Below are 4,291 nucleotides of genomic sequence, written 5' to 3' on the forward strand. Positions count from 1 at the left end.
CTATTTGAGGAACAAATGTACGTTTATAAGAAGTCATTGGCAATTCCTTTCATATAGTAGATAGGTATATTATGCCATAAAAATAAGTTCATATTTTATAAAATCTTGAATAGTCATTGAAATTTCCTGAATGGTAAAAAAGTGATTAGAAACTGTCTTTTTTTAAAAAATTTAGAGGTGATTTGAAATAAAAAGCTAATTCAAGGCGTTTCGATGACAATTCAAGATTTAGATAAGAAAATTTTAAAAACAGTGCTATACTTAAACTGTCAAGGTTGCAACAGGACAAAAATTAAAAATAAAAAAGGAGTATTTGTCATGGATACAAAAATGATGTCACAATTTTCTGTTATGGATAATGAAATGCTTGCTTGCGTTGAAGGTGGAGATATTGATTGGGGAAGAACAATTGCTTGTGGAGCAGGGATTGCGTATGGCGCACTTGATGGGTATGCAACAACTTATGGTTCGACATTTCTATTGGGACCATATGCTATAGGAACAGGAGCAATTGGTGCTGTACTAGGTGGGATTGGTGGTGCACTTACCTGTTAGCATATGAAAGGAGATAGTAATGAAAAAAATCTTTGCAACAAAACACAATGTTTTCTTAGTGAGGTTGTTGTTCGGACAGATACCTTTGGTTGTTTCTACTTATCTATTTCTATCTCGTCAGTTTTTAAATTTTTCCGTAGTTTTCCAATTTCTTTTAGTAGTTATTAACTTGGCTTCTATTTTGGCTACTGTTTATCTCACTAGGGAAATGAGGATAAGAGAGTTTGAAGATGATGATTTGGTTAGTCCTAGAACCAATCAACTCATGTATATCGGCTTGACAGGCTTTATGTCTATCATTTGTTTGTATAGAGGTATTACAGCAGGAGAATCTTACCAACAAATAATCGCTTATATTGGCGCTATTCTCTGCTTGGTTGTCATGTTTTTACTCATTTGGGGCTTGAAGTATTATAAAAAGTAGAGCTTGATGAAGTATAAAGGGGTAAGTGTTTTTGAAATACTTACCCTTTTATAATGAATTTTTTGCAATTCAAGATGTTTCGATGACCATTTAAGATTTATATGAATTTGTAATCTTAAATAAGGTAAGATAAAGATAACAAATGTAAAGGAGTATTCTTATGAAGAAACAAAAGATAAAATCGCTATTACTTGTACCACTTGTATTTGCATCTATTACTACGGGTGTTGTATATGCAGAAGAACAGCCTACTACTTCATCTATTCGGGCGAATGACAGTTCTCTTGTGGCACCAGATTTGCCATCGGCTAAGGAAAAGGTGGAGCATAAACCTTCCGTTGTAAATCCCGAAGAGTATGAACAGAATGTTGCGGACTTTAAAAAGGTAGATATTGAAGCTGTACGTCAATCTTTTACAGAGGACCAATTGGAACATACTATTTATTTTGGTAGAAAAACTTGCTCTCATTGTCGTCAATTTTCTCCTGAATTGAAAGAATTTAATAACTTGATTGAAAAGAAGTTAGAGTATTATGATTTGGATGGTAAGGATTTTGATGGGGAAGCGAGAGAGTTTCTATTTAAAAAAGTCGGTATTCCAGGAACACCAACAATTTTGTATTTAAAAAATGGACATCCGATATCTGGATGGGTTGGTGGCGGAGCAACTGCACAACAGGTGTATGATTATATGTACTCGAGAAACTCACCTAAGCAAGCGGAGACAGTGAAATCTTCTGAAGAGACAGTAACTGAAAGTGTCCGTGATGAGAAAACCAGAAATGACAGCATGAGTATTAGTGACAAGGTTGTGAGTGACAGCAAAGGTATGAGTGATGAAAAAAGAACCGAAATGAAAATATCCAATGCTAATTCCAATTCTAATAGCGAAAATAGTGGGAAAGTGGAGAGTACAAACTCAACTTCTAAAGCTAAAACTACTCAATCTGGCAATTTAGCAATGTTAGACAATAAGAATCAATTGGAAACTCCCAAACCTATTTTTGATGTTGCTCAAGAAAATAAAACTTCTTTAACTGATGTTAAGGGGACTGATTATGTAAGCGAATCTATTACTTCGAATGAAAAATTATTACCGAAAACAGGAGAGGAAGAAAGTTACCAACTGATTCGGCTAGCTGTCGCGTTTTTTATGGCTTCTATAATGATTAAAGTGAAACAAAAAATTCATAAATAAAAATAGATGGTAAACAGGTGCAATGATATTATTTGTTTGTAATAACATATGGCTAGAATTTGCCTATAGACAAGAGTGAAAGGGCAAGCATGTTTTTAATGCTTGCTTTTTAAATTTTTTAACAATTCAAGACGTTTCGATGGCAATTCAAGATTTGGATGAAAAAATATAATATACAGTGATATACTAAACTTGTCAAAGTTGCAACAGGACAAAAATTAAAATTAAGATTAAAATGGAGGTATTCGTTATGGATACAAAAATGATAGGACAATTTCATGAAATGGATATAACTATGTTATCCAGTATTGAAGGAGGCAAGAATAATTGGCAAACTAATGTCTTAGAAGGTGGTGGTGCAGCTTTTGGTGGCTGGGGCTTAGGAACAGCCATTTGTGCTGCGAGTGGTGTTGGAGCGCCATTTATGGGAGCATGTGGATACATAGGAGCTAAATTTGGTGTGGCTCTTTGGGCAGGAGTAACAGGTGCAACGGGTGGATTTTGATAAAAGGAGATTTGTATGAATACTTATTATAATGTAGATGAAACAATGTTAAGTGAGATTTATGGAGGTAATTCCGGAGGAGCGGCTGTAGTTGCTGCTTTAGGTTGTGCAGCGGGTGGAGTGAAATATGGGAAGTTTCTAGGACCATGGGGCGCTGCAATAGGAGGAATTGGAGGAGCATTGATTTGTGGATATTTAGCCTATAGTGCTACATCATAAAAATGGAAGATATATTTTATGAAGGCTGTATTCTATATAATTCTCTTCGCTTTCCAAACATATCTTATTTATCTATCTATAAGTACCTCTGATAAAAAACAAAAGACTATTGAATTAACATCATTGAATTGTTTTGTCATATTATTTCTAATCTATGATAAATTATTTTTTCTCTTCATTGCCTATGTTTTTTTGATAATTTTTATATTAAACTTGTTCCGTAACTGAAAAGTTATATACGATATGAATACAAAAATGATGGAACAATTTAAGATTATGGATACTGAAATGCTGGCTAGCATTGAGGGAGGAACTGATTGGGGAACAGTAGGAAAAGGAGCTGTCTATGGAGCAGGTATCGGAGTTGCTATGTGTACGGTAGGAGGGCTCCTTACTGGTGGTTCCGCATGGGCTATGACTGCTGGCTGTGCTTGGGCTGGAGCTAAACTTGGTGGTACTTTTACTGCAATTGCTGATAATATTTGGCCATAGAAGGGAGTAGAAATTATGTTTGATTACAAAATAGTAGACAATCAAGAATTAAGTAATATTTCTGGAGGTGGATTGGGAGGAGATGTAGTTGTAGGAGCCTTGTCGGGTGCATTTCAGGCAGGACAATCTTGTATCGCTGGAGGCCCTCAAGCTTACTTGATTTGCGCAACAGGGGGCGCTATAGTAGGTGGCATTATAGCTTTTGGATTGAGACCCCCAAAATAGTTTAAAAAAGGAATGGGTATTAATATGTTAAATGAAACTATGATTCAGCTTATACTCATTGCAATTTGTTGTGTGTACATTATTTTTAACACCAAGGCTGATAAAAACCCAAAGAGAGGATATCGTACGGCTTTGTACCTTTTCGTTATGGCTGGTATTATATCCTATATTATGAATTATCTGAATTGGTTAGATTTTTTCTTACTGATAACTCCGATAATGTGTCTATTTAAATTTGAAGATAAATGGAGTTAGCAACATTTGACACTTCAATAGGTTATTAACTATCCTTTGGCTCATTGTCAACTGTAGTGAGTTGAAGAAAAGCTAAGATCGAGAAAGGACGAATTTCGTCCTTTCTTTTTTGAGTACGACGGGCATGTCGTGTATTTGATGTGTAAGTCCTCCGTGTGCACCCGCTACCGATGAATTCAATAGCGATTCTCAAGCATGACTATCGTGAGGTAGCGGGGAGAAGAAGGCAGAAAACTAACCACTTTTAGAGGGTTAAATAGTAGTTAATGCATAGGTAAAAAAGCATGGTAAATAGTTAGTATTAGCGGAAGTAGAAAAGTTAAAAATGAAAGGAAATTATCAGTCAAGTCCAGACTCCTGTGTAAAATGCTATACAATGTTTTTACCATTTCTACTTATCAAAATTGATGTATTTTCT

Annotated in this window: 7 protein-coding genes; all 7 read left to right on the top strand. The window is 35.1% G+C overall.

What is annotated here, in order from left to right; all coding sequences use genetic code 11:
• Positions 1 to 318 precede the first annotated feature (318 nt).
• Positions 319 to 555, top strand: coding sequence for a Blp family class II bacteriocin (locus ACIY19_RS10620; protein ID WP_033684811.1), 237 nt, complete (start codon positions 319 to 321; stop codon positions 553 to 555).
• Between the two features lie 19 nt (positions 556 to 574).
• The gene (locus ACIY19_RS10625) at positions 575 to 979 is read left to right on the top strand and encodes an immunity protein (protein ID WP_409003383.1); all 405 of its coding nucleotides are present in this window, start codon (positions 575 to 577) and stop codon (positions 977 to 979) included.
• A gap of 160 nt (positions 980 to 1,139) precedes the next feature.
• Positions 1,140 to 2,177 carry a thioredoxin domain-containing protein gene (locus ACIY19_RS10630; protein WP_261049914.1) on the top strand — a complete coding sequence of 346 codons (1,038 nt, stop codon included), beginning with the start codon at positions 1,140 to 1,142 and terminating at the stop codon, positions 2,175 to 2,177.
• Positions 2,178 to 2,427: 250 nt separating this feature from the next.
• Positions 2,428 to 2,682, top strand: coding sequence for a two-peptide bacteriocin subunit BlpM (gene blpM, locus ACIY19_RS10635; protein WP_000379951.1), 255 nt, complete (start codon positions 2,428 to 2,430; stop codon positions 2,680 to 2,682).
• A 15-nt stretch (positions 2,683 to 2,697) separates the two neighbouring features.
• On the top strand, positions 2,698 to 2,901 hold the full coding sequence (locus ACIY19_RS10640; protein WP_001099737.1) for a Blp family class II bacteriocin: 204 nt from the start codon (positions 2,698 to 2,700) through the stop codon (positions 2,899 to 2,901).
• A gap of 243 nt (positions 2,902 to 3,144) precedes the next feature.
• Positions 3,145 to 3,393: a Blp family class II bacteriocin gene (locus ACIY19_RS10645; protein WP_409003384.1), complete on the top strand. Its 249-nt coding sequence runs from the start codon at positions 3,145 to 3,147 to the stop codon at positions 3,391 to 3,393.
• A gap of 15 nt (positions 3,394 to 3,408) precedes the next feature.
• A complete protein-coding gene (locus tag ACIY19_RS10650; protein ID WP_049537864.1) occupies positions 3,409 to 3,618 on the top strand; it encodes a Blp family class II bacteriocin in 210 nt (69 codons plus the stop codon).
• Positions 3,619 to 4,291 lie beyond the last annotated feature (673 nt).

This window comes from Streptococcus sp. ST14, assembly GCF_046098195.1.
Lineage (GTDB): Bacteria > Bacillota > Bacilli > Lactobacillales > Streptococcaceae > Streptococcus.

Coding starts and splice junctions, on each gene's coding strand:
- ACIY19_RS10650 (WP_049537864.1), top strand. CDS start 3,409: ATGTTTGATTACAAAATAGTAGACAATCAAGAATTAAGTAATATTTCT.
- ACIY19_RS10620 (WP_033684811.1), top strand. CDS start 319: ATGGATACAAAAATGATGTCACAATTTTCTGTTATGGATAATGAAATG.
- ACIY19_RS10640 (WP_001099737.1), top strand. CDS start 2,698: ATGAATACTTATTATAATGTAGATGAAACAATGTTAAGTGAGATTTAT.
- ACIY19_RS10645 (WP_409003384.1), top strand. CDS start 3,145: ATGAATACAAAAATGATGGAACAATTTAAGATTATGGATACTGAAATG.
- ACIY19_RS10630 (WP_261049914.1), top strand. CDS start 1,140: ATGAAGAAACAAAAGATAAAATCGCTATTACTTGTACCACTTGTATTT.
- ACIY19_RS10625 (WP_409003383.1), top strand. CDS start 575: ATGAAAAAAATCTTTGCAACAAAACACAATGTTTTCTTAGTGAGGTTG.
- blpM (WP_000379951.1), top strand. CDS start 2,428: ATGGATACAAAAATGATAGGACAATTTCATGAAATGGATATAACTATG.